The organism is Shigella dysenteriae (assembly GCF_022354085.1).
Taxonomy (GTDB): Bacteria; Pseudomonadota; Gammaproteobacteria; order Enterobacterales; family Enterobacteriaceae; genus Escherichia; species Escherichia coli.
Window position 1 is genome coordinate 579,439 of record NZ_CP055055.1, and the last position, 21,427, is coordinate 600,865.

At 53.4% G+C, this 21,427-nt stretch carries 21 protein-coding genes; 15 read left to right on the forward strand and 6 right to left on the reverse strand.

The features are described 5' to 3' along the window. Positions 1-213 precede the first annotated feature (213 nt). The 4 genes from deoC to deoD all read left to right on the forward strand — a co-directional run bounded on the left by deoC (position 214) and on the right by deoD (position 4,516). Positions 214-993, forward strand: coding sequence for a deoxyribose-phosphate aldolase (gene deoC / locus HUZ68_RS02780; protein WP_001295412.1), 780 nt, complete (start codon positions 214-216; stop codon positions 991-993). 126 nt (positions 994-1,119) lie between these two features. Then, on the forward strand, positions 1,120-2,442 hold the full coding sequence (deoA, locus tag HUZ68_RS02785; protein ID WP_000477811.1) for a thymidine phosphorylase: 1,323 nt from the start codon (positions 1,120-1,122) through the stop codon (positions 2,440-2,442). Positions 2,443-2,493: 51 nt separating this feature from the next. Continuing rightward, a complete protein-coding gene (gene deoB / locus HUZ68_RS02790; RefSeq protein WP_000816471.1) occupies positions 2,494-3,717 on the forward strand; it encodes a phosphopentomutase in 1,224 nt (407 codons plus the stop codon). A 79-nt stretch (positions 3,718-3,796) separates the two neighbouring features. Further along, the gene (deoD, locus tag HUZ68_RS02795) at positions 3,797-4,516 is read left to right on the forward strand and encodes a purine-nucleoside phosphorylase (protein ID WP_000224877.1); all 720 of its coding nucleotides are present in this window, start codon (positions 3,797-3,799) and stop codon (positions 4,514-4,516) included. A gap of 160 nt (positions 4,517-4,676) precedes the next feature. Here the strand turns inward: deoD and HUZ68_RS02800 are convergent, their stop codons facing one another. The 3 genes from HUZ68_RS02800 to HUZ68_RS02810 are packed head-to-tail and all read right to left on the reverse strand — an operon-like array spanning position 4,677 to position 6,660. Continuing rightward, positions 4,677-4,940 carry a helix-turn-helix domain-containing protein gene (locus HUZ68_RS02800; protein ID WP_000636199.1) on the reverse strand — a complete coding sequence of 88 codons (264 nt, stop codon included), beginning with the start codon at positions 4,938-4,940 and terminating at the stop codon, positions 4,677-4,679. Positions 4,941-4,971: 31 nt separating this feature from the next. Next, complete coding sequence (gene lplA, locus HUZ68_RS02805; RefSeq protein ID WP_001464960.1) at positions 4,972-5,988, reverse strand: lipoate--protein ligase; 1,017 nt, start codon at positions 5,986-5,988, stop codon at positions 4,972-4,974. A 27-nt stretch (positions 5,989-6,015) separates the two neighbouring features. Next, the gene (locus tag HUZ68_RS02810; protein ID WP_000124608.1) at positions 6,016-6,660 is read right to left on the reverse strand and encodes a YtjB family periplasmic protein; all 645 of its coding nucleotides are present in this window, start codon (positions 6,658-6,660) and stop codon (positions 6,016-6,018) included. A gap of 105 nt (positions 6,661-6,765) precedes the next feature. Between HUZ68_RS02810 and serB the strand changes: the two genes are divergently transcribed. From serB to nadS, 4 genes are read left to right on the forward strand one after another with little or no spacing between them, the layout of a single operon-like run. After that, complete coding sequence (serB, locus tag HUZ68_RS02815) at positions 6,766-7,734, forward strand: phosphoserine phosphatase (protein ID WP_001132955.1); 969 nt, start codon at positions 6,766-6,768, stop codon at positions 7,732-7,734. 48 nt (positions 7,735-7,782) lie between these two features. Next, positions 7,783-9,165, forward strand: coding sequence for a DNA repair protein RadA (gene radA / locus HUZ68_RS02820; RefSeq protein ID WP_001029698.1), 1,383 nt, complete (start codon positions 7,783-7,785; stop codon positions 9,163-9,165). A gap of 20 nt (positions 9,166-9,185) precedes the next feature. After that, the gene (nadR, locus tag HUZ68_RS02825) at positions 9,186-10,418 is read left to right on the forward strand and encodes a multifunctional transcriptional regulator/nicotinamide-nucleotide adenylyltransferase/ribosylnicotinamide kinase NadR (RefSeq protein ID WP_000093814.1); all 1,233 of its coding nucleotides are present in this window, start codon (positions 9,186-9,188) and stop codon (positions 10,416-10,418) included. A gap of 33 nt (positions 10,419-10,451) precedes the next feature. Next, positions 10,452-10,619 (forward strand): NadS family protein, encoded by a 168-nt coding sequence (nadS, locus tag HUZ68_RS02830; RefSeq protein WP_033814739.1) that lies wholly within the window; start codon positions 10,452-10,454, stop codon positions 10,617-10,619. Positions 10,620-10,725: 106 nt separating this feature from the next. Here nadS and ettA read toward each other — a convergent pair whose 3' ends face one another. Further along, entirely contained in the window at positions 10,726-12,393 is a 1,668-nt protein-coding gene (ettA, locus tag HUZ68_RS02835; protein ID WP_000046749.1) for an energy-dependent translational throttle protein EttA, read from the reverse strand. Between the two features lie 210 nt (positions 12,394-12,603). Between ettA and sltY the strand changes: the two genes are divergently transcribed. Next, positions 12,604-14,541 (forward strand): murein transglycosylase, encoded by a 1,938-nt coding sequence (gene sltY / locus HUZ68_RS02840; protein WP_000409457.1) that lies wholly within the window; start codon positions 12,604-12,606, stop codon positions 14,539-14,541. Between the two features lie 89 nt (positions 14,542-14,630). Beyond that, on the forward strand, positions 14,631-14,957 hold the full coding sequence (gene trpR / locus HUZ68_RS02845; protein ID WP_000068679.1) for a trp operon repressor: 327 nt from the start codon (positions 14,631-14,633) through the stop codon (positions 14,955-14,957). Between the two features lie 146 nt (positions 14,958-15,103). On the opposite strand, the gene yjjX is transcribed toward trpR, so the two are convergent. Beyond that, positions 15,104-15,616, reverse strand: a complete 513-nt coding sequence (yjjX, locus tag HUZ68_RS02850) for an inosine/xanthosine triphosphatase (RefSeq protein WP_001338221.1) — start codon at positions 15,614-15,616, stop codon at positions 15,104-15,106. A gap of 51 nt (positions 15,617-15,667) precedes the next feature. On the opposite strand from yjjX, the gene gpmB reads away from it, so the two are divergent. Then, a complete protein-coding gene (gpmB, locus tag HUZ68_RS02855) occupies positions 15,668-16,315 on the forward strand; it encodes a 2,3-diphosphoglycerate-dependent phosphoglycerate mutase GpmB (protein WP_000942344.1) in 648 nt (215 codons plus the stop codon). Here gpmB and robA read toward each other — a convergent pair. Next, positions 16,312-17,181 carry an MDR efflux pump AcrAB transcriptional activator RobA gene (robA, locus tag HUZ68_RS02860; protein ID WP_000371666.1) on the reverse strand — a complete coding sequence of 290 codons (870 nt, stop codon included), beginning with the start codon at positions 17,179-17,181 and terminating at the stop codon, positions 16,312-16,314. The genes gpmB and robA overlap by 4 nt on opposite strands. Positions 17,182-17,391: 210 nt before the next feature. Between robA and creA the strand changes: the two genes are divergently transcribed. From creA to creD, 4 genes are read left to right on the forward strand one after another with little or no spacing between them, the layout of a single operon-like run. Continuing rightward, positions 17,392-17,865 (forward strand): protein CreA, encoded by a 474-nt coding sequence (gene creA / locus HUZ68_RS02865; protein ID WP_000875487.1) that lies wholly within the window; start codon positions 17,392-17,394, stop codon positions 17,863-17,865. Positions 17,866-17,877: 12 nt separating this feature from the next. Beyond that, the gene (gene creB, locus HUZ68_RS02870) at positions 17,878-18,567 is read left to right on the forward strand and encodes a two-component system response regulator CreB (RefSeq protein ID WP_001188666.1); all 690 of its coding nucleotides are present in this window, start codon (positions 17,878-17,880) and stop codon (positions 18,565-18,567) included. Then, a complete protein-coding gene (gene creC / locus HUZ68_RS02875) occupies positions 18,567-19,991 on the forward strand; it encodes a two-component system sensor histidine kinase CreC (RefSeq protein WP_089527164.1) in 1,425 nt (474 codons plus the stop codon). Before creB ends, creC begins: the two co-directional genes overlap by 1 nt. A 57-nt stretch (positions 19,992-20,048) precedes the next feature. After that, the gene (gene creD, locus HUZ68_RS02880; RefSeq protein ID WP_033814737.1) at positions 20,049-21,401 is read left to right on the forward strand and encodes a cell envelope integrity protein CreD; all 1,353 of its coding nucleotides are present in this window, start codon (positions 20,049-20,051) and stop codon (positions 21,399-21,401) included. The last annotated feature ends 26 nt before the right edge of the window (positions 21,402-21,427 follow it).

Sequence of the window (21,427 nt, forward strand, 5' to 3'; positions counted from 1 at the left end):
TTTCGTGATGTTCACTTTGATCCTGATGCGTTTGCCACCACTGACGCATTCATTTGAAAGTGAATTATTTGAACCAGATCGCATTACAGTGATGCAAACTTGTAAGTAGATTTCCTTAATTGTGATGTGTATCGAAGTGTGTTGCGGAGTAGATGTTAGAATACTAACAAACTCGCAAGGTGAATTTTATTGGCGACAAGCCAGGAGAATGAAATGACTGATCTGAAAGCAAGCAGCCTGCGTGCACTGAAATTGATGGACCTGACCACCCTGAATGACGACGACACCGACGAGAAAGTAATTGCTCTGTGTCATCAGGCCAAAACCCCGGTCGGCAATACCGCCGCTATCTGTATCTATCCTCGCTTTATCCCGATTGCTCGCAAAACACTGAAAGAGCAGGGCACCCCGGAAATCCGTATTGCTACGGTAACCAACTTCCCACACGGTAACGACGACATCGAAATCGCGCTGGCAGAAACCCGTGCGGCAATCGCCTACGGTGCTGATGAAGTTGACGTGGTGTTTCCGTACCGCGCGCTGATGGCGGGTAACGAGCAGGTTGGTTTTGACCTGGTGAAAGCCTGTAAAGAGGCTTGCGCGGCAGCGAATGTACTGCTGAAAGTGATCATCGAAACCGGCGAACTGAAAGACGAAGCGCTGATCCGTAAAGCGTCTGAAATCTCCATCAAAGCGGGTGCGGACTTCATCAAAACCTCTACCGGTAAAGTGGCTGTGAACGCGACGCCGGAAAGCGCGCGCATCATGATGGAAGTGATCCGTGATATGGGCGTAGAAAAAACCGTTGGTTTCAAACCGGCGGGCGGCGTGCGTACTGCGGAAGATGCGCAGAAATATCTCGCCATCGCAGATGAACTGTTCGGTGCTGACTGGGCTGATGCGCGTCACTACCGCTTTGGTGCTTCCAGCCTGCTGGCAAGCCTGCTGAAAGCGCTGGGTCACGGCGACGGTAAGAGCGCCAGCAGCTACTAAGTAAGATGCTTTACGCCTGATGCGCTGCGCTTATCAGGCCTACGAGACGTATCTACCCGTAGGCCGGATAAGGCGTAGACGCATCCGGCAAAAGCCGCCTCATACTCTTTTCCTCGGGAGGTTACCTTGTTTCTCGCACAAGAAATTATTCGTAAAAAACGTGATGGTCATGCGCTGAGCGATGAAGAAATTCGTTTCTTTATCAACGGTATTCGCGACAACACTATATCCGAAGGGCAGATTGCCGCCCTCGCGATGACCATTTTCTTCCACGATATGACAATGCCTGAGCGTGTCTCGCTGACCATGGCGATGCGAGATTCAGGAACCGTTCTCGACTGGAAAAGCCTGCATCTGAATGGACCGATTGTTGATAAACACTCCACCGGTGGCGTCGGCGATGTCACTTCGCTGATGTTGGGGCCGATGGTCGCAGCCTGCGGCGGCTATATTCCGATGATCTCCGGTCGCGGCCTCGGTCATACTGGCGGTACGCTCGACAAACTGGAATCCATCCCTGGCTTCGACATTTTCCCGGATGACAACCGTTTCCGCGAAATTATTAAAGACGTCGGCGTGGCGATTATCGGTCAGACCAGTTCACTGGCTCCGGCTGATAAACGTTTCTACGCGACCCGTGATATTACCGCAACCGTGGACTCCATCCCGCTGATCACTGCCTCGATCCTGGCGAAGAAACTGGCGGAAGGTCTGGACGCGCTGGTGATGGACGTGAAAGTGGGTAGCGGCGCGTTTATGCCGACCTACGAACTCTCTGAAGCCCTTGCCGAAGCGATTGTTGGCGTGGCTAACGGCGCTGGCGTGCGCACCACCGCGCTGCTCACCGATATGAATCAGGTGCTGGCCTCCAGTGCAGGTAACGCGGTTGAAGTTCGTGAAGCGGTGCAGTTCCTGACGGGTGAATATCGTAACCCGCGTCTGTTTGATGTCACGATGGCGCTGTGCGTGGAGATGCTGATCTCCGGCAAACTGGCGAAAGATGACGCCGAAGCGCGCGCGAAATTGCAGGCGGTGCTGGACAACGGTAAAGCGGCAGAAGTCTTTGGTCGTATGGTAGCGGCACAAAAAGGCCCGACTGACTTCGTTGAGAACTACGCGAAGTATCTGCCGACAGCGATGCTGACGAAAGCAGTCTATGCTGATACCGAAGGTTTTGTCAGTGAAATGGATACCCGCGCGCTGGGGATGGCAGTGGTTGCAATGGGCGGCGGTCGCCGTCAGGCATCTGACACCATTGATTACAGCGTCGGCTTCACTGATATGGCGCGTCTGGGCGACCAGGTAGACGGTCAGCGTCCGCTGGCGGTTATCCACGCGAAAGACGAAAACAGCTGGCAGGAAGCGGCGAAAGCGGTGAAAGCGGCAATTAAACTTGCCGATAAAGCACCGGAAAGCACACCAACTGTCTATCGTCGTATCAGTGAATAACGGTATACTGATCTGATCATTTAAATTTGAAGCACTGAGTACGGAGAACATATGAAACGTGCATTTATTATGGTGCTGGACTCATTCGGCATCGGCGCTACAGAAGATGCAGAACGCTTTGGTGACGTCGGGGCTGACACCCTGGGTCATATCGCAGAAGCTTGTGCCAAAGGCGAAGCTGATAACGGTCGTAAAGGCCCGCTCAATCTGCCAAATCTGACCCGTCTGGGGCTGGCGAAAGCACACGAAGGTTCTACCGGTTTCATTCCGGCGGGAATGGACGGCAACGCTGAAGTTATCGGCGCGTACGCATGGGCGCACGAAATGTCATCCGGTAAAGATACCCCGTCTGGTCACTGGGAAATCGCCGGTGTCCCGGTTCTGTTTGAGTGGGGATACTTCTCCGATCACGAAAACAGCTTCCCGCAAGAGCTGCTGGATAAACTGGTCGAACGCGCTAATCTGCCGGGTTACCTCGGTAACTGCCACTCTTCCGGTACGGTCATTCTGGATCAACTGGGCGAAGAGCACATGAAAACCGGCAAGCCGATTTTCTATACCTCCGCTGACTCTGTGTTCCAGATTGCCTGCCATGAAGAAACTTTCGGTCTGGATAAACTCTACGAACTGTGCGAAATCGCCCGTGAAGAGCTGACCAACGGCGGCTACAACATCGGTCGTGTTATCGCTCGTCCGTTTATCGGTGACAAAGCCGGTAACTTCCAGCGTACCGGTAACCGTCACGACCTGGCTGTTGAGCCGCCAGCACCGACCGTGCTGCAGAAACTGGTTGATGAAAAACACGGCCAGGTGGTTTCTGTCGGTAAAATTGCAGACATCTACGCCAACTGCGGTATCACCAAAAAAGTGAAAGCGACGGGCCTGGACGCGCTGTTTGACGCCACCATCAAAGAGATGAAAGAAGCGGGTGATAACACCATCGTCTTCACCAACTTCGTTGACTTCGACTCTTCCTGGGGCCACCGTCGCGACGTCGCCGGTTATGCTGCGGGTCTGGAACTGTTCGACCGCCGTCTGCCGGAGCTGATGTCTCTGCTGCGCGATGACGACATCCTGATCCTCACCGCTGACCACGGTTGCGATCCGACCTGGACCGGTACTGACCACACGCGTGAACACATTCCGGTACTGGTTTACGGCCCGAAAGTAAAACCGGGCTCACTGGGTCACCGTGAAACCTTCGCGGATATCGGCCAGACTCTGGCAAAATATTTTGGTACTTCTGATATGGAATATGGCAAAGCCATGTTCTGATAATGGGTGCGGCTTGATGCCCTCACCCCGGCCCTCTCCCACAGGGAGAGGGTGAAAACATGTTGATAAGGATAAAACAATGGCTACCCCACACATTAATGCAGAAATGGGCGATTTCGCTGACGTAGTTTTGATGCCAGGCGACCCGCTGCGTGCGAAGTATATTGCTGAAACTTTCCTTGAAGATGCCCGTGAAGTGAACAACGTTCGCGGTATGCTGGGCTTCACCGGTACTTACAAAGGCCGCAAAATTTCCGTAATGGGTCACGGTATGGGTATCCCGTCCTGCTCCATCTACACCAAAGAACTGATCACCGATTTCGGCGTGAAGAAAATTATCCGCGTGGGTTCCTGTGGCGCAGTTCTGCCGCACGTAAAACTGCGCGACGTCGTTATCGGTATGGGTGCCTGCACCGATTCCAAAGTTAACCGCATCCGTTTTAAAGATCATGACTTTGCCGCTATCGCTGACTTTGACATGGTGCGTAACGCGGTAGACGCGGCTAAAGCACTGGGCATTGATGCTCGCGTTGGTAACCTGTTCTCCGCTGACCTGTTCTACTCTCCGGACGGCGAAATGTTCGACGTGATGGAAAAATACGGCATCCTCGGCGTGGAAATGGAAGCGGCTGGTATCTACGGCGTCGCTGCAGAATTTGGCGCGAAAGCCCTGACCATCTGTACCGTGTCTGACCACATCCGCACTCACGAGCAGACCACTGCCGCTGAGCGTCAGACCACCTTCAACGACATGATCAAAATCGCACTGGAATCCGTTCTGCTGGGCGATAAAGAGTAATTGTGTTTCGCTGAAAGGCGATTGTTGTGTTAAGCCGGAGCGGGAGACTGCTCCGGCTTTTTAGTATCTATTCATCAATAGCAACTGATTTATAGATTTACTATTATTTTTCATATGGATAGAAAATAAAATACATTCAAGTATCTATTCACGAATCTATTCATTTATGTTCAGCCGTCATCCAGGAAGGGCATATCAGCAACTCTGGTGGACAACCATAAATTTCTGCCATTTTGCTTTTGATGTTTGAACTAAGCCGTTCCGTCTTTTCGATCTGTTTTAGAGAATTAATCGAGATACCTAACATTTTACTTACTTCAGCAAGCGATAATTTATGCCTGATACGCACAGCGGCTAGCCAGGAAATATGCTGGCTGAACATTAAGTTGATAATCTCCCGCTCCTGGTTTTCCAGAACGATCATATTCCCTTCCTTTGGTATTTTAATCAGCGAGTTACCGCACCGCCCCCGCCATCCACGCCGATAACTCCCGTAGCTCTTTTTCCTGTTCCGGGAAGTCGACCAACAGCGCTTCGCACTCCTGTTGCAGCATATCTGCGCGGTACAGGCAGCCTTGCAGTCGTCCGGCGAGGGCTTCCAGCGGCGCGGGGTTGAGGCTGTCGGTAAACACCTGGGCGCGGGTGATATGGCCTTTTTCAACGTCGAAATGCAGTTCCACGCCGCCCCAGCTAAAGCGTTCATCCAGCAGATGCGAGAATGCCGGAGCCTGACCGAAGTTCCACTCCCAGCTACTCTGGCGGGCAAAGGTTTCGGCGAAGTTTGGCAAGTCTGGCGTTTTGTCCGGGGAGATGATTTCCGCTTCCACGCGCTCGCCATAATGGGCGAAAAAGGCCTCGGTTATGGCCTCGCAAACCTGCTCATGGGTGATCCCCGGCAACAGCTCGGTGAGGTTGGTCACGCGGGAACGCACTGAAGTAATGCCTTTCGCCGCCAGTTTCTTTTTATCCGGATTGAGATAGTTTGCCAGGCGGCTGAGGTCGGCATTGAGCAGCAAGGTGCCGTGGTGGAAGCCGCGATCTTTGGTTTCGCGATAGGCTGAGCCTGAGACTTTGCGGTCGCCTTCGGCGGTTTTCACCACCAGATCGTTACGTCCAGACGCTTCGGCGCTGACGCCAAGCGCGTTCAACGCATTGAGCACAATCGACGTGGAGATGGTTTTATCGTACTCCGGCTTGCCAGCCATAAAGGTAAAACAGGTATTGCCGAGATCGTGGAACACCGCGCCGCCACCGCTACTGCGCCGCGCCAGGCGGACGTTATCTTCTTCCATCCGCCGGGTATTACACTCTTTCCACGGGTTCTGCGCGCGACCAATCACCACGGTGTCGGCATTGCGCCAGAGAAACAGAACGCGCTGCGTGGCGGGCATCTGGCGAAAAATACACTCTTCCACCGCCAGGTTAAACCACGGGTCGTAAGAGTCAGAGATGAGCAGGCGTAATGTGGACATAACGATTTCCTTTCTTGTAGTAATGGGTCACTCTTTTTTCTCGCTTTCTTCCTCTTCCGGCACCGGTTTGCTGGCGGTTAACAGGAAGGGCGATTGCTGCCAGCGGGTGCGTTTACCCTGTAGCAGCGTGCGGGTCAGCACTACGCCGATTGCCAGTGAGAGCAGCAACATCAGGCGTAAAATGTTAGTGGTGTTATCCACCTGTTGGGCTTCGGTGGCGAGCGTATGGGTGTCGAGTGTCAGGCGCAGATAACCGAGCGGTCCGTTTTTCCCGGCAATTGGTTCGACAATCTGCTGGTTAAAATAGCCGCCCGCCTTTTTCCCGTCGAGCGCCAGCCGGTCACGCACGTCGACGCTTTCGCCAGAACGGGCGATAAGATCGCCTTGTTCGTCATACACGCCCGCGTCGAGAATGCGGCTTTCATCCGTTAACTGATCGAGGATCGCCTGAATGCGTTTTTCATCCGGTGAGTCGGTACGCATCAGTGGTGCAACGTTCAGCGTCACCTGCCGCGCCAGGGTGCGGGCCAGTTCTTCCAGCTGTGGATTACGCTGTCGCTGGTGGTTTTGACTAAACCATGACGCCCCCTGCATCAGTGCCACTAACAAGGCAAGACAGAACAGGACAATCACTGCCCGATGTAGCCGGAATTTCAGTTTTGTGCGAGCCATCTTCCACCCTTTGAAAATTTGAGACTTAATGTTGCCAGAAGCAATGGATACAAGGTAGCCTCATGCGTTATTTTCCCTGCTTCGAACGATTTTACAGGAGCCTTAATGCCTAACATTACCTGGTGCGACCTGCCTGAAGATGTCTCTTTATGGCCGGGTCTGCCTCTTTCATTAAGTGGTGATGAAGTGATGCCACTGGATTACCACGCAGGTCGTAGCGGCTGGCTGCTGTATGGTCGTGGGCTGGATAAACAGCGTCTGACCCAATACCAGAGCAAACTGGGTGCGGCGATGGTGATTGTTGCCGCCTGGTGCGTGGAAGATTATCAGGTGATTCGTCTGGCAGGTTCACTCACCGCACGGGCTACACGCCTGGCCCACGAAGCGCAGCTGGATGTCGCCCCGCTGGGGAAAATCCCGCACCTGCGCACGCCGGGTTTGCTGGTGATGGACATGGATTCCACCGCCATCCAGATTGAATGTATTGATGAAATTGCCAAACTGGCCGGAACGGGCGAGATGGTGGCGGAGGTAACCGAACGGGCGATGCGCGGCGAACTCGATTTTACCGCCAGCCTGCGCAGCCGCGTGGCGACGCTGAAAGGCGCTGACGCCAATATTCTGCAACAGGTGCGTGAAAATCTGCCGCTGATGCCAGGCTTAACGCAACTGGTGCTCAAGCTGGAAACGCTGGGCTGGAAAGTGGCGATTGCCTCCGGCGGCTTTACTTTCTTTGCTGAATACCTGCGCGACAAGCTGCGCCTGACAGCCGTGGTAGCCAATGAACTGGAGATCATGGACGGTAAATTTACCGGCAATGTGATCGGCGACATCGTAGACGCGCAGTACAAAGCGAAAACTCTGACTCGCCTCGCGCAGGAGTATGAAATCCCGCTGGCGCAGACCGTGGCGATTGGCGATGGAGCCAATGACCTGCCGATGATCAAAGCGGCAGGGCTGGGGATTGCCTACCATGCCAAGCCAAAAGTGAATGAAAAGGCGGAAGTCACCATCCGTCACGCTGACCTGATGGGGGTATTCTGCATCCTCTCAGGTAGCCTGAATCAGAAGTAATTGCTCGCCCGCCATCCTGCGGGCGGCACAGCATTAACGAGGTACACCGTGGCAAAAGCTCCAAAACGCGCCTTTGTTTGTAATGAATGCGGGGCCGATTATCCGCGCTGGCAGGGGCAGTGCAGTGCCTGTCATGCCTGGAACACCATCACCGAGGTGCGTCTTGCTGCGTCGCCAACGGTGGCGCGTAACGAGCGTCTCAGCGGCTATGCCGGTAGCGCCGGGGTGGCAAAAGTCCAGAAACTCTCCGATATCAGCCTTGAAGAGCTGCCGCGTTTTTCCACCGGATTTAAAGAGTTCGACCGCGTACTAGGCGGCGGCGTGGTGCCGGGAAGTGCCATTCTGATTGGCGGTAACCCTGGTGCGGGGAAATCCACGCTGCTACTGCAAACGCTGTGCAAACTGGCCCAGCAGATGAAAACGCTGTATGTCACCGGCGAAGAGTCGCTGCAACAGGTGGCAATGCGCGCTCATCGCCTTGGCCTGCCGACTGACAATCTCAATATGTTGTCGGAAACCAGCATCGAACAGATCTGCCTGATTGCCGAAGAAGAGCAACCGAAGCTGATGGTAATTGACTCGATCCAGGTGATGCATATGGCGGATGTACAGTCATCGCCTGGTAGCGTGGCGCAGGTGCGTGAAACGGCGGCTTATTTGACACGCTTCGCCAAAACGCGCGGTGTGGCGATTGTCATGGTGGGGCACGTAACCAAAGATGGTTCGCTGGCTGGCCCGAAAGTGCTGGAACACTGTATCGACTGTTCGGTGCTTTTGGATGGCGATGCCGACTCCCGTTTTCGCACCTTACGCAGCCATAAAAACCGCTTCGGCGCGGTGAATGAGCTGGGCGTATTCGCGATGACCGAACAGGGGCTGCGTGAAGTCAGCAATCCTTCGGCAATCTTTTTAAGCCGTGGCGATGAAGTGACCTCCGGCAGCTCCGTGATGGTGGTGTGGGAAGGAACGCGTCCGTTGCTGGTGGAGATTCAGGCGCTGGTCGATCACTCGATGATGGCGAATCCGCGCCGCGTGGCAGTGGGGCTGGAACAAAACCGTCTGGCAATCCTGCTGGCTGTCTTGCACCGTCACGGTGGTCTGCAAATGGCCGATCAGGATGTGTTTGTGAACGTGGTCGGCGGCGTGAAGGTAACCGAAACCAGCGCCGACTTAGCGTTACTGCTGGCGATGGTTTCCAGCCTGCGTGACAGACCGCTACCGCAGGATCTGGTGGTGTTTGGTGAAGTCGGGCTGGCAGGGGAGATCCGCCCGGTGCCCAGCGGTCAGGAACGAATCTCTGAAGCGGCGAAACACGGTTTTCGCCGGGCGATTGTTCCGGCGGCTAACGTACCGAAAAAAGCGCCGGAAGGGATGCAGATTTTTGGCGTTAAAAAACTCTCCGACGCGCTTAGCGTGTTCGACGACTTATAATGAGAAATACGGAGGGAGATATGTCGTCATTTGATTACCTGAAAACTGCCATCAAGCAACAGGGCTGCACGCTACAGCAGGTAGCTGATGCCAGCGGTATGACCAAAGGGTATTTAAGCCAGTTACTGAATGCCAAAATCAAAAGCCCCAGCGCGCAAAAGCTGGAGGCGTTGCACCGTTTTTTGGGGCTTGAGTTTCCCCGGCAGAAGAAAACGATCGGTGTCGTATTCGGTAAGTTCTACCCACTGCATACCGGACATATCTACCTTATCCAGCGCGCCTGTAGCCAGGTTGACGAGCTGCATATCATTATGGGTTTTGACGATACCCGTGACCGCGCGTTGTTCGAAGACAGTGCCATGTCGCAGCAGCCGACCGTGCCGGATCGTCTGCGCTGGTTATTGCAAACTTTTAAATATCAGAAAAATATTCGCATTCATGCTTTCAACGAAGAGGGCATGGAGCCGTATCCGCACGGCTGGGATGTGTGGAGCAACGGCATCAAAAAGTTTATGGCTGAAAAGGGGATTCAGCCGGACCTGATCTACACCTCGGAAGAAGCCGATGCGCCACAGTATATGGAACATCTGGGGATCGAAACGGTGCTGGTAGATCCGAAACGTACCTTTATGAGTATCAGCGGTGCACAGATCCGCGAAAACCCGTTCCGCTACTGGGAATATATTCCTACGGAAGTGAAGCCGTTCTTTGTGCGTACCGTGGCGATCCTTGGCGGCGAGTCGAGCGGTAAATCCACCCTGGTAAACAAACTTGCCAATATCTTCAATACCACCAGTGCGTGGGAATATGGTCGCGATTATGTCTTTTCACACCTCGGCGGTGATGAGATCGCATTGCAGTATTCCGACTACGATAAAATCGCGCTGGGCCACGCTCAATACATTGATTTTGCAGTGAAATATGCTAATAAAGTGGCGTTTATTGACACTGATTTTGTCACTACCCAGGCGTTCTGCAAAAAGTACGAAGGGCGTGAGCATCCGTTCGTGCAGGCGTTAATTGATGAATACCGTTTCGATCTGGTGATCCTGCTGGAGAACAACACGCCGTGGGTGGCGGATGGTTTACGCAGCCTCGGCAGTTCGGTGGATCGCAAAGAGTTCCAGAACTTGCTGGTGGAGATGCTGGAAGAGAACAATATCGAATTTGTGCGGGTTGAAGAGGAAGATTACGACAGCCGTTTCCTGCGCTGCGTGGAGCTGGTGCGGGAGATGATGGGGGAGCAGAGATAACCGTGACGAAACTGCTCAAAGGCGAGGTATAAAATGAGTTTTTTTGATGAGTTGAAAACCTCTCTGGAAGAGACTGTCGAGATTAAACAAAGTTTGAAAAAACCTGCACGGGTGACCCGCCACGAAATTGAGGATGCTAAGGCTGTTGTAGACCGGAAAAGGTGTTCACGCCGCATCCGGCATTCGGTGCTCAATGCCTGATGCGACGCTTACCGCGTCTTATCAGGCCTACAGTTTTACAACGTATTGAAATTGCTGGTTTTGTAGGCCGGATAAGGCGTTCGCGCCGCATCCGGCATTTTACGCATTACTTCGCAATACGCTTGTACTTGATACGCTTCGGCTCCAGCGCGTCTGCGCCCAGCGTGCGTTTCTTGTACTCTTCGTACTCGGTAAAGTTACCTTCGAAGAACTCAACTTTACCTTCATCCTGGTAGTCCAGGATGTGCGTGGCGATACGGTCGAGGAACCAACGGTCGTGCGAGATAACCATCGCACAGCCCGGGAACTCCAGCAGGGCGTTTTCCAGCGCGCGCAGGGTTTCGATATCCAGGTCGTTGGTTGGTTCGTCGAGCAGCAGCATGTTGCCGCCAACCTGCAGCAGCTTCGCCAGATGCAGACGACCGCGCTCACCACCGGAGAGTTCACCAACGCGTTTACCCTGATCAACCCCTTTAAAGTTAAAGCGGCCAACGTAGGCGCGACTTGGCATCTCGGTGTTGCCAATCTTCATGATATCCAGCCCGCCGGAAACTTCTTCCCAAACGGTTTTGCTGTTATCCATTGAGTCACGGAACTGATCAACCGATGCCAGTTTCACCGTTTCACCCAAAGTGATGGTGCCGCTGTCCGGCTGTTCCTGACCGGAGATCATACGGAACAGGGTCGATTTACCCGCGCCGTTCGGACCGATGATCCCGACGATCGCCCCTTTCGGGATCGAGAAGCTCAGGTCATCAATCAGCAGGCGATCGCCGTAGGATTTACGCAGGTTGCTGACTTCCAGCACTTTATCGCCCAGACGCGGTCCAGGTGGAATAAACAGTTCGTTGGTTTCGTTACGTTTCTGGTATTCGGTGCTGTTCAGCTCTTCAAAGCGTGCCAGACGTGCTTTACCTTTCGACTGGCGGCCTTTAGTTCCCTGACGTACCCACTCCAGCTCTTTCTCGATCGACTTACGACGCGCCGCTTCTTGTGAAGCTTCCTGCGCCAGGCGCTGATCTTTCTGCTCCAGCCAGGAGGAGTAGTTGCCTTCCCACGGAATACCTTCACCGCGGTCAAGTTCGAGGATCCAGCCTGCAACGTTATCGAGGAAGTAACGGTCGTGGGTAATCGCCACCACGGTGCCCTCGAAGTCGTGCAGGAAGCGTTCCAGCCAGGCCACGGATTCGGCATCCAGGTGGTTGGTCGGTTCGTCGAGCAGCAGCATGTCTGGTTTTTCCAGAAGCAGGCGGCACAACGCCACGCGACGACGCTCACCACCGGAGAGGTTAGCGATTTTCGCGTCCCAATCTGGCAGACGCAGCGCATCCGCCGCACGCTCCAGCTGTACGTTCAGGTTATGACCGTCGTGAGCCTGAATGATCTCTTCCAGACGGCCTTGTTCAGCGGCCAGCTTGTCAAAATCGGCATCCGGATCGGCGTACAGCGCATACACTTCATCCAGGCGTTTCAGGGCGTTAACCACTTCAGAAACCGCTTCTTCAATGGACTCACGCACGGTGTGTTCCGGGTTCAGCTGCGGTTCCTGCGGCAGGTAACCAATCTTGATGTCTGGCTGCGGACGCGCTTCACCTTCGATGTCTTTATCAATGCCCGCCATAATGCGCAGCAGGGTAGACTTACCCGCGCCGTTCAGACCCAGGACACCAATTTTTGCCCCAGGGAAGAAACTCAGAGAGATGTTTTTCAAAATATGACGTTTCGGCGGAACAACTTTGCCGACACGATGCATGGTATAAACGAATTGAGCCACGTTGGACTTCGCCTCTATGTTTATCGTGATGATGAGTTTTCAAAGGCGAAGTGTAGCCTTTTTCCCCGCCTAATCCCAGTTGGTCGATCACCTTCGCAGTAAAAGTAAAAAAGTGTCCGTAACGTGGCGTAAACGGCAATGACTGGTTAGCATAAATCTATTACGCGGCATGACGCTGCATTGATGTATTTACACTTAGAGGATGCGCTTGTGGAAAAAGCCAAACAAGTTACCTGGCGGCTGTTGGCTGCCGGTGTCTGTCTGCTGACGGTCAGCAGCGTGGCGCGAGCCGACTCACTGGATGAGCAGCGTAGTCGTTACGCGCAAATCAAGCAGGCCTGGGATAATCGACAAATGGATGTGGTCGAACAAATGATGCCTGGACTGAAGGATTATCCGCTTTATCCCTACCTGGAATACCGCCAGATCACCGATGACCTGATGAATCAACCGGCGGTGACGGTCACTAACTTTGTTCGCGCTAACCCCACGCTTCCTCCCGCTCGCACGCTGCAATCTCGTTTCGTCAATGAACTGGCGCGGCGTGAAGACTGGCGTGGCTTGTTAGCCTTTAGCCCGGAAAAGCCCGGAACTACCGAAGCGCAATGTAATTACTACTATGCGAAATGGAACACCGGGCAGAGTGAAGAAGCCTGGCAAGGGGCGAAAGAGCTGTGGCTAACCGGCAAGAGCCAGCCTAACGCCTGTGACAAGTTATTTAGCGTCTGGCGTGCGTCAGGTAAACAAGATCCGCTGGCGTATTTAGAGCGTATCCGTCTGGCGATGAAAGCGGGTAACACTGGCCTGGTAACAGTGCTGGCAGGGCAGATGCCTGCCGATTACCAGACTATCGCCTCGGCAATCATTTCACTGGCGAACAACCCTAATACGGTACTGACCTTCGCGCGTACAACCGGAGCGACCGATTTTACCCGTCAAATGGCGGCGGTGGCGTTTGCCAGTGTGGCGCGGCAGGATGCTGAAAATGCACGGCTGATGATCCCATCGCTTGCCCAGGCGCAGCAGCTTAATGAAGATCAGATTCAGGAGCTGCGCGATATCGTCGCCTGGCGTTTGATGGGCAACGATGTCACCGACGAGCAGGCGAAATGGCGCGATGACGCCATTATGCGCTCGCAATCTACTTCGCTTATTGAACGCCGTGTGCGAATGGCGCTTGGCACTGGCGATCGTCGCGGCCTGAATACCTGGCTGGCGCGTTTGCCGATGGAGGCGAAAGAGAAAGATGAATGGCGTTACTGGCAAGCGGATTTATTGCTGGAACGCGGACGTGAAGCTGAAGCAAAAGAGATTTTGCATCAACTCATGCAACAGCGTGGTTTCTACCCGATGGTTGCAGCGCAACGCATCGGCGAAGAGTATGAGCTGAAGATTGATAAAGCGCCGCAGAACGTTGACAGCACCCTGACTGAGGGGCCGGAGATGGCGCGCGTGCGCGAGTTGATGTACTGGAATCTCGATAATACCGCGCGTAGCGAGTGGGCCAATCTGGTGAAGAGCAAGTCAAAAACAGAGCAAGCTCAACTGGCGCGGTATGCTTTCAACAACCAATGGTGGGATCTTAGCGTTCAGGCAACGATCGCCGGGAAGCTTTGGGATCATCTGGAAGAGCGATTCCCGCTGGCTTACAACGATCTTTTCAAACGTTACACCAGTGGGAAGGAGATCCCGCAAAGCTATGCGATGGCGATTGCCCGTCAGGAGAGCGCCTGGAATCCGAAAGTGAAATCACCGGTAGGGGCCAGCGGCCTGATGCAGATTATGCCGGGCACGGCGACCCATACGGTGAAGATGTTCTCTATTCCTGGTTATAGCAGCCCTGGGCAATTGCTGGATCCGGAAACGAATATCAACATTGGCACCAGTTACCTGCAATATGTTTATCAGCAATTTGGCAATAATCGTATTTTCTCCTCAGCAGCTTATAACGCCGGACCAGGGCGGGTGCGAACCTGGCTTGGCAACAGCGCCGGGCGTATCGACGCAGTGGCATTTGTCGAGAGTATTCCATTCTCCGAGACGCGCGGTTATGTGAAGAACGTGCTGGCTTATGACGCTTACTACCGCTATTTCATGGGGGATAAACCGACGTTGATGAGCGCCACGGAATGGGGACGTCGTTACTGATCCGCACGTTTATGATATGCTATCGTACTCTTTAGCGAGTACAACCGGGGGAGGCATTTTGCTTCCCCCGCTAACAATGGCGACATATTATGGCCCAACAATCACCCTATTCAGCAGCGATGGCAGAACAGCGTCACCAGGAGTGGTTACGTTTTGTCGACCTGCTTAAGAATGCCTACCAAAACGATCTCCATTTACCGTTGTTAAACCTGATGCTGACGCCAGATGAGCGCGAAGCGTTGGGGACTCGCGTGCGTATTGTCGAAGAGCTGTTGCGCGGCGAAATGAGCCAGCGTGAGTTAAAAAATGAACTCGGCGCGGGCATCGCGACGATTACGCGTGGATCTAACAGCCTGAAAGCCGCGCCCGTTGAGCTGCGCCAGTGGCTGGAAGAGGTGTTGCTGAAAAGCGATTGATTTTGTAGGCCTGATAAGACGTGGCGCATCAGGCATCGTGCACCGAATGCCGGATGCGGCGTGAACGCCTTATTCGTCCTACAAATACCCGTAATTTCAATATGTTTGGTAGGCATGATAAGACGCGGCAGCGTCGCATCAGGCGCTTAATACACGGCATTATGAAACGGACTCAGCGCCAGGATCACCGCCTGGTGATAGACGCTGGCGCGGGTGAGTTTCCCGGCGGTAAACACGCCGATCGCCCCTTCCTTACGACCAATCTCATCAATACCGGTATAACGCGACATCACGGGACCAAGCGCTTCACCTTCACGCACTTTTTCCAGAATCACCGCAGGCAACGGCAAAGTAGCCGAACGCGCCTCGCCGCGCTGGCTGGCGTTTTCAATCACCACCCAACTGAAAGTGCTGTCGCCATCAATGCCAGCTTCAATCGCCACCCAAAAATCAGCCTCTGGAAGTAAACGGCGGGCATTTGCTACCCGATTTCGTGCGCCAGCGCGCGTTTCCTCACTGCCAAAGGGCTGTTCCGGTACACCGCTCTCGACGGCAACGGATGCAATATGGCAGGATCCTTCGCCGAAGATCTCGTGAAATGCCTGCAGAATGGCCTGAATTTTAGCGGGATTGGTGGTCGCACAGACAACTTGGTGCATAATCAGCATTACTCAGAAAATTAACGTTACAGCAGTATACGGAAAAAAAGCATGTTACAGGTATACCTAGTCCGCCACGGTGAAACGCAGTGGAACGCCGAGCGACGTATTCAGGGCCAGTCTGACAGCCCGCTGACCGCCAAAGGTGAGCAACAGGCGATGCAGGTGGCGACGCGTGCCAAAGAGCTTGGCATTACGCATATCATCAGTAGCGATTTAGGGCGCACCCGGCGTACGGCGGAAATCATCGCCCAGGCCTGCGGCTGTGACATCATCTTTGATTCTCGCCTGCGTGAATTAAACATGGGTGTGCTGGAAAAAAGACATATCGATTCTCTGACCGAAGAAGAAGAGAACTGGCGTCGGCAGCTGGTCAATGGCACCGTTGACGGGCGTATTCCTGAAGGCGAGTCAATGCAGGAGCTCAGCGATCGCGTCAATGCGGCACTGGAATCTTGCCGGGACTTACCGCAGGGAAGCCGACCGCTGCTGGTGAGTCATGGTATTGCACTGGGATGCCTGGTGAGTACGATTCTCGGATTACCAGCATGGGCAGAGCGCCGCTTACGTCTGCGTAACTGTTCTATTTCGCGCGTGGATTATCAGGAAAGCCTGTGGCTGGCGTCTGGCTGGGTCGTTGAAACCGCAGGGGACATCTCGCATCTGGACGCCCCTGCATTAGATGAGCTGCAGCGTTAACGACGGATCGGAATCAGCAGTTCACAGCGCAGATTAATTGGGCGATCTCCCGCTTTGGCGTCTTCTGCCGGGTAGTATCGCTCAATATCCTGACCTTTACGGCGCGTCAGGTTGAGCATTGGCATGCACGTTCCGTATACCGTCAGGATAAACTCCTGCACGCCGGTTCCCAGACCTTCATAGGTAAACATCACATATTCGCCGCCCTGCAGCATCACCGGATGCCCCGTCAGTACATAGCCATCTGCCTGATCCTGGGCTAACGCGGTGGTATAGAATACCTCTTGTTCGTCGTCTTTATCCTGACTCGGACGCGTTTCATTCAGGCCGTAGAGCACTGGCGGAATGGTCGGCGCGTTGCCGAGAAAATCGTGCCAGAACTGATAACGCATTTCATGGCGGAAATCAGAGATTTGCTCCAGCGAACAGGAGTAGCTCTGGGTAACACCAATCAGCGGCGTATCTTCCAGGGTGACAAATTTATGCTCTGGCATGGTGAATTCACCCAGACGCAGCGGCGGGCGAATACCAAAGGCGCTCCATTCAGGAGAACGGCGGTAAAGTGCAGGAGTCTGGGCAAACTGCTTCTTGAATGCGCGGGTAAATGTCTGTTGAGAGTCGAAGCGGTATTGCAGCGCGATGTCCAGAATCGGACGCGCAGTCAGGCGTAGTGCGACCGCCGATTTCGACAAACGACGAGCACGAATATACGCGCCAATAGCATGGCCAGTGACATCTTTAAACATTCTCTGTAAGTGCCACTTGGAATAACCTGCTTTCGCCGCTACATTGTCGAGCGACAGGGGCTGATCCAGATGACCTTCCAGCCAGATTAAAAGGTCGCGAATAATGCCGGCCTGATCCATAAAATATCCTCATCCTTTCAACAACGAGCACCTGACATCAGGTAATTGGATAATAGCATTTTTTGCTGTTTTAGCATTCAGTGTTTTTTTCTTAGTAGAGTATGTTTTAGGTCTTGACGGAAATAAAAGTATTGAGATTTTGTTCTTAATCAATATGTTATTTACCGTGACGAACTAATTGCTCGTGTAATAGATAAAAATGGTAACAATATGAAATACAAGCATTTGATCCTGTCTTTAAGCCTGATAATGCTGGGGCCATTGGCTCATGCAGAAGAGATTGGTTCGGTCGACACCGTATTTAAAATGATCGGCCCGGATCACAAAATTGTTGTGGAAGCCTTTGACGATCCCGATGTGAAAAATGTCACCTGTTATGTGAGCCGGGCGAAAACAGGTGGTATTAAAGGGGGATTGGGTCTGGCGGAAGATACCTCCGATGCGGCTATTTCTTGTCAGCAAGTCGGGCCGATTGAACTGTCGGATCGTATTAAAAACGGCAAAGCTCAGGGCGAGGTAGTATTCAAAAAACGCACGTCCCTGGTCTTTAAGTCGTTACAGGTCGTGCGCTTTTATGACGCCAAACGCAACGCGCTCGCTTATCTGGCTTACTCCGACAAAGTTGTAGAAGGTTCGCCGAAAAACGCGATTAGCGCGGTTCCTGTCATGCCGTGGCGGCAATAACAGAGGCGATTTATGCAACGGGAAACGGTCTGGTTAGTGGAAGATGAGCAAGGGATAGCCGACACGCTGGTCTACATGTTGCAGCAGGAAGGTTTTGCCGTCGAGGTCTTTGAGCGAGGCTTGCCGGTGCTGGATAAAGCTCGCCAGCAGGTTCCCGACGTCATGATTCTCGATGTTGGTTTGCCTGATATCAGCGGCTTTGAATTGTGCCGCCAGTTACTGGCGCTCCATCCGGCGTTACCTGTACTGTTCCTGACGGCCCGAAGTGAAGAGGTCGATCGCCTGCTTGGGCTGGAAATTGGCGCTGACGACTATGTGGCTAAACCGTTTTCACCCCGCGAAGTGTGCGCCAGGGTGCGCACCTTACTGCGTCGGGTGAAGAAGTTCTCGTCGCCGTCTCCCGTCATCCGTATTGGTCATTTTGAATTGAATGAACCCGCGGCGCAGATCAGCTGGTTTGACACGCCATTAACGCTGACGCGGTATGAGTTTTTATTGCTGAAGACGTTACTCAAGTCGCCAGGCCGCGTCTGGTCCCGCCAGCAACTAATGGATAGCGTGTGGGAAGATGCGCAGGACACCTACGATCGCACCGTCGATACCCACATTAAAACGTTGCGTGCCAAGCTGCGCGCCATCAACCCCGATCTTTCTCCGATTAATACTCATCGCGGCATGGGATATAGCCTGAGGGGCCTGTAATGCGTATCGGCATGCGGTTGCTGCTGGGCTATTTTTTACTGGTGGCGGTGGCGGCCTGGTTCGTACTGGCTATTTTTGTCAAAGAAGTTAAACCGGGCGTGCGAAGAGCAACGGAGGGGACGTTAATCGATACCGCAACGTTGCTGGCGGAGCTGGCGCGTCCCGATTTGCTCTCTGGGGACCCAACGCATGGGCAACTGGCGCAGGCGTTTAATCAGCTACAATATCGCCCGTTTCGCGCCAATATCGGTGGCATTAACAAAGTGCGCAATGAATATCATGTCTATATGACCGATGCGCAGGGCAAAGTATTGTTCGATTCGGCAAATAAAGCCGTTGGACAGGATTATTCGCGCTGGAATGACGTCTGGCTAACGTTGCGTGGTCAGTATGGTGCGCGCAGCACGTTGCAAAATCCTGCCGATCCCGAAAGTTCGGTGATGTATGTTGCCGCGCCGATTATGGACGGCTCGCGGCTTATTGGCGTTTTGAGCGTAGGCAAACCGAACGCGGCGATGGCTCCGGTCATTAAGCGCAGCGAGCGGCGAATTTTATGGGCCAGCGCCATTTTGCTGGGGATTGCACTGGTGATTGGCGCAGGCATGGTTTGGTGGATCAACCGCTCCATTGCCCGGCTCACTCGCTATGCCGATTCCGTCACTGACAATAAGCCCGTTCCTCTTCCTGAACTCGGCAGTAGCGAGTTGCGTAAGCTTGCGCAGGCGCTGGAAAGTATGCGCGTGAAGCTGGAAGGGAAAAACTATATTGAGCAGTATGTTTATGCGTTAACCCATGAGCTAAAAAGCCCACTGGCGGCGATTCGTGGCGCGGCGGAAATTTTACGCGAAGGTCCGCCGCCGGAAGTGGTAGCTCGTTTTACTGACAACATTCTGACGCAAAATGCGCGAATGCAGGCGCTGGTGGAAACGTTACTACGCCAGGCAAGACTGGAGAATCGTCAGGAAGTCGTTCTGACTGCTGTTGATGTGGCGGCATTATTTCGCCGCGTCAGCGAAGCGCGCACCGTGCAGTTGGCAGAAAAAAACATCACTTTGCATGTTATGCCTACTGAGGTTAACGTTGCTGCTGAACCGGCGTTACTGGAGCAGGCGCTGGGGAATTTACTGGATAACGCCATCGATTTTACTCCCGAGAGCGGTTGCATCACGCTAAGCGCCGAAGTGGATCATGAACACGTCACGCTTAAGGTGCTGGATACCGGTAGTGGTATTCCTTACTACGCGCTGTCACGTATTTTTGAACGCTTTTACTCTTTGCCGCGTGCAAATGGGCAAAAAAGCAGCGGTCTGGGGTTGGCGTTTGTCAGTGAGGTCGCCCGTTTGTTTAACGGCGAAGTCACGCTGCGCAACGTGCAGGAAGGTGGCGTGCTGGCCTCGCTTCGACTTCACCGTCACTTCACATAGCTTCAAATTCTTCCCACATAGCCTTCGTATCCTGCTGCCATTGCAAAGGAGAAGACTATGTTGAAATCCCCCCTGTTCTGGAAAATGACCACCCTGTTTGGTGCAGTATTGCTGTTGTTGATTCCGATAATGCTGATTCGGCAGGTGATTGTCGAACGTGCCGATTACCGTAGCGATGTGGAAGATGCGATTCGCCAAAGTACCAGCGGGCCGCAAAAACTCGTTGGGCCGCTTATCGCTATTCCTGTGACCGAGCTTTATACGGTGCAGGAAGAGGATAAAACCGTGGAGCGGAAACGAAGTTTTATCCATTTTTGGTTACCTGAGTCATTGATGGTTGATGGCAATCAGAACGTGGAAGAACGCAAGATAGGGATTTATACCGGTCAGGTCTGGCACAGTGATTTAACGCTAAAAGCCGATTTCGATGTTTCGCGTCTTAGCGAACTCGACGCGCCAAATATCACCTTAGGCAAGCCATTTATTGTGATTAGCGTCGGGGATGCGCGTGGTATTGGTGTGGTGAAAGCGCCTGAAGTTAACGGAACGGCGCTGACCATTGAACCCGGCACCGGGTTAGAGCAAGGCGGGCAGGGCGTGCATATCCCTTTACCCGAAGGGGACTGGCGCAAGCAGAACCTGAAGCTGAATATGGCCCTGAATTTAAGCGGTACCGGCGATCTTTCTGTGGTGCCTGCGGGGCGTAATAGCGAAATGACCTTAACCAGCAACTGGTCGCATCCCAGTTTTTTAGGTGATTTTCTACCAGCCAAACGGGAAGTTAGTGAGTCAGGTTTTCAGGCGCAATGGCAAAGCAGCTGGTTTGCTAATAATCTCGGTGAGCGTTTTGCTTCAGGCAATGATACCGGCTGGGAAAACTTCCCCGCGTTTAGCGTCGCAGTGACGACACCCGCCGATCAATACCAATTAACTGACCGGGCGACTAAGTATGCCATTCTGCTGATTGCGCTGACTTTTATGGCGTTCTTTGTTTTTGAAACGCTCACCGCGCAACGTTTACACCCAATGCAATATTTGCTGGTGGGGCTTTCATTGGTGATGTTTTATTTGCTCTTGCTGGCGCTTTCTGAACATACCGGTTTTACCGTGGCATGGATAATCGCCAGTCTGATTGGGGCGTTAATGAACGGTATTTATTTGCAGGCGGTATTGAAAGGCTGGCGCAACAGCATGTTGTTTACCCTCGCGCTGTTGTTGCTGGATGGTGTGATGTGGGGGCTGCTCAACTCTGCCGATAGCGCGCTGTTGTTGGGAACCAGTGTGCTGGTGGTGGCGCTGGCCGGCATGATGTTTGTGACTCGTAATATCGACTGGTATGCGTTTTCACTGCCGAAAATGAAAGCCAGTAAAGACGTTACAATGGACGATCAATTACGTATCTGGAAATAAGGTTGAAAAATAAAAACGGCGCTAAA

What these genes read in the sequence shown, in the direction of transcription:
- HUZ68_RS02800 (WP_000636199.1), bottom strand. Translation starts at nt 4,940, where the DNA reads ATGATCGTTCTGGAAAACCAGGAGCGGGAGATTATCAACTTAATGTTC.
- serB (WP_001132955.1), top strand. Translation starts at nt 6,766, where the DNA reads ATGCCTAACATTACCTGGTGCGACCTGCCTGAAGATGTCTCTTTATGG.
- yjjX (WP_001338221.1), bottom strand. Translation starts at nt 15,616, where the DNA reads ATGCACCAAGTTGTCTGTGCGACCACCAATCCCGCTAAAATTCAGGCC.
- creB (WP_001188666.1), top strand. Translation starts at nt 17,878, where the DNA reads ATGCAACGGGAAACGGTCTGGTTAGTGGAAGATGAGCAAGGGATAGCC.
- gpmB (WP_000942344.1), top strand. Translation starts at nt 15,668, where the DNA reads ATGTTACAGGTATACCTAGTCCGCCACGGTGAAACGCAGTGGAACGCC.
- creA (WP_000875487.1), top strand. Translation starts at nt 17,392, where the DNA reads ATGAAATACAAGCATTTGATCCTGTCTTTAAGCCTGATAATGCTGGGG.
- creC (WP_089527164.1), top strand. Translation starts at nt 18,567, where the DNA reads ATGCGTATCGGCATGCGGTTGCTGCTGGGCTATTTTTTACTGGTGGCG.
- nadS (WP_033814739.1), top strand. Translation starts at nt 10,452, where the DNA reads ATGAGTTTTTTTGATGAGTTGAAAACCTCTCTGGAAGAGACTGTCGAG.
- creD (WP_033814737.1), top strand. Translation starts at nt 20,049, where the DNA reads ATGTTGAAATCCCCCCTGTTCTGGAAAATGACCACCCTGTTTGGTGCA.
- HUZ68_RS02810 (WP_000124608.1), bottom strand. Translation starts at nt 6,660, where the DNA reads ATGGCTCGCACAAAACTGAAATTCCGGCTACATCGGGCAGTGATTGTC.
- deoD (WP_000224877.1), top strand. Translation starts at nt 3,797, where the DNA reads ATGGCTACCCCACACATTAATGCAGAAATGGGCGATTTCGCTGACGTA.
- nadR (WP_000093814.1), top strand. Translation starts at nt 9,186, where the DNA reads ATGTCGTCATTTGATTACCTGAAAACTGCCATCAAGCAACAGGGCTGC.
- deoB (WP_000816471.1), top strand. Translation starts at nt 2,494, where the DNA reads ATGAAACGTGCATTTATTATGGTGCTGGACTCATTCGGCATCGGCGCT.
- lplA (WP_001464960.1), bottom strand. Translation starts at nt 5,988, where the DNA reads ATGTCCACATTACGCCTGCTCATCTCTGACTCTTACGACCCGTGGTTT.
- deoC (WP_001295412.1), top strand. Translation starts at nt 214, where the DNA reads ATGACTGATCTGAAAGCAAGCAGCCTGCGTGCACTGAAATTGATGGAC.
- trpR (WP_000068679.1), top strand. Translation starts at nt 14,631, where the DNA reads ATGGCCCAACAATCACCCTATTCAGCAGCGATGGCAGAACAGCGTCAC.
- robA (WP_000371666.1), bottom strand. Translation starts at nt 17,181, where the DNA reads ATGGATCAGGCCGGCATTATTCGCGACCTTTTAATCTGGCTGGAAGGT.